The sequence below is a fragment of the Bacillus sp. JJ634 genome (genome assembly GCF_036962285.1).
Lineage (GTDB): Bacteria > Bacillota > Bacilli > Bacillales > DSM-1321 > Peribacillus > Peribacillus asahii_A.
The window spans coordinates 1-1,951 of sequence record NZ_JBALMU010000225.1 but is presented as its reverse complement, the minus strand read 5'-3'; the positions used below and the strand labels follow the sequence as shown (position 1 = coordinate 1,951).

At 34.3% G+C, this 1,951-nt stretch carries 2 protein-coding genes; one reads left to right on the top strand and one right to left on the bottom strand.

Annotated features, from left to right (window positions below; genetic code table 11):
- Nucleotides 1-283 precede the first annotated feature (283 nt).
- The gene (locus tag V7068_RS22285) at nucleotides 284-892 is read left to right on the top strand and encodes a ClpP family protease (protein WP_499714606.1); all 609 of its coding nucleotides are present in this window, start codon (nucleotides 284-286) and stop codon (nucleotides 890-892) included.
- A gap of 242 nt (nucleotides 893-1,134) precedes the next feature.
- Here the strand turns inward: V7068_RS22285 and V7068_RS22280 are convergent, their stop codons facing one another.
- Complete coding sequence (locus tag V7068_RS22280; RefSeq protein WP_499714605.1) at nucleotides 1,135-1,725, bottom strand: cell wall hydrolase; 591 nt, start codon at nucleotides 1,723-1,725, stop codon at nucleotides 1,135-1,137.
- Between the last annotated feature and the right edge of the window lie 226 nt (nucleotides 1,726-1,951).

Sequence of the window (1,951 nt, the reverse complement as noted above, 5' to 3'; positions counted from 1 at the left end):
CAATAATTGTTGAAAAAAATGTCGATTCCTCTCCTGAACGACACATTTTTTAACGACAAATTTCTCGCATTCTGCCAAATCCCTACCAAATATGGAACCTTTCTTTTAAATAGCATCGTTTTACTTAATATGAAACAGGCTACAAGACAGCACTTTAAGTGGATATTGGGGATGAATGCTGTCGCGAAGATTATGTTTGTTGAATAAATTAGTAAATAGGTATGATGGCATGACCATCCTCTTCCTTTCTATATGCACACATATTATGAAGGAGGGTTTTATAATGAAAAAAATTGAATTCGACAAAGAATATTTGGAGTTAGTTGCAAATTTACCTGATTCTCTTGAGGAGTATCAGTTTTATCTGGGACTGAAAGAACGAAGAATTTATTTTAATTATGATGTGGATACAACCATTGTCAATAAAGTTGTTTATTGGATTCAAGAATGGAATCGAGAAGATAGAGAATTAAATATTCCAGTCGATAAAAGAAAAACAATACAAATTTATATAACATCTAATGGTGGAGATGTAGTGGCAGGTTTTGCTGCTATCGATGCCATCCAGTCAAGTGAAACGCAAGTTGAAACGATTGGTATAGGTTCGTGTGCTTCTATGGGTGCTTTACTTTTAATTAGCGGACATTATAGAAAAGCATATCCCAATACAGTCATTCTTATTCATGATGGGAGTATGGCTGTTCAATCCACTTCTAAAAAAGCGAAAAACACAATGAATTTCTATGATCGTTTAGATAATCGCATTAAGCAGTTTATTGTGGAAAATACAAACATTTCAGAGGAGCTGTATACTGAGAAGGAAGATGAAGAATGGTATATGTTCGCGAATGATGAGGGATTAAGTTTAGGAATTGTACATGAAATCATCTAATAGTTTACGAGAACTTCTTAACATAGCTTTTGTTTTTTCTTAGTGATTAGACAAGCGTTGGATAAGAAGTTTTTATATAGCATTTGTATCAAGGAAATTTCATCATTAATCGAAATTAAACCTAGACCAACGCTAGTGCTCCAATGTATTGGATCACTAGCCATGTCGAAAAATTAAGTAGAACTTTTTTGTAAAAAAATAAGCACTAAAAGGACAGACCCTTTGTGCTTATTAATAACCTGTTATTTTGCGAATACATGATCGCCGATACGAACAGTCACTGGACGAGAAAAAATCCATTCACTTGTCGATTTTTGAGGATTATAGAAATATAAAGAACCATTACCTTGTCCACGAAAAGCAATCGCTTCATCTACCGCTCTATAATCTTCACTAGTTGGCGTATTATGAATCCGTCCATCTTGTACTGGTGAAAATGCATAATGTCCTTGCTCTATTTGGTATACAACACTCTTAATGTCATTTGGAAATAACGAACTGTCCACGCGATTGAACACTACTGTTGCCACAGCTACCTTACCTGAAAAAGGCTCTCCTGCCGCTTCTGCATGCACCAATTGAGCTAAGAGTGTTCTTTCAGCAGATGTGATTGTAGGAATAGTCAAACGTTGGCCAATATACAAATTATTATCCCACTCATTATTAGTCTTTTGAAGAGAAATTAAAGGTACTCCATATCGTTGACTAATTTTCCACATTGTATCTCCTGGTTTAACAGTATAATCAGTTGCAGCATCAACAGAATGAGCTTGGAAAGCTGATAATGTCATCCCTAATGAAGCTACGAGCAACATTTTTTTAAATATTTTCATATGTACCCCCTAGCAATTTATCTAGTCATCACATATAAGGGTAACAATTCTCTTATTTTATTTCCACATACTAAAAATACCAATCCTTAAAAATTCAATTATATCAATACTTCATTTAGCTTCTGTTAATTTTTCCCGTTATCAACCCGTGAGAGCCGGGCCACCATAAGAAAAAGCTTGGATAATCCAAGCTTTAAACTGTTAATATGATTACAATAATTGTAAT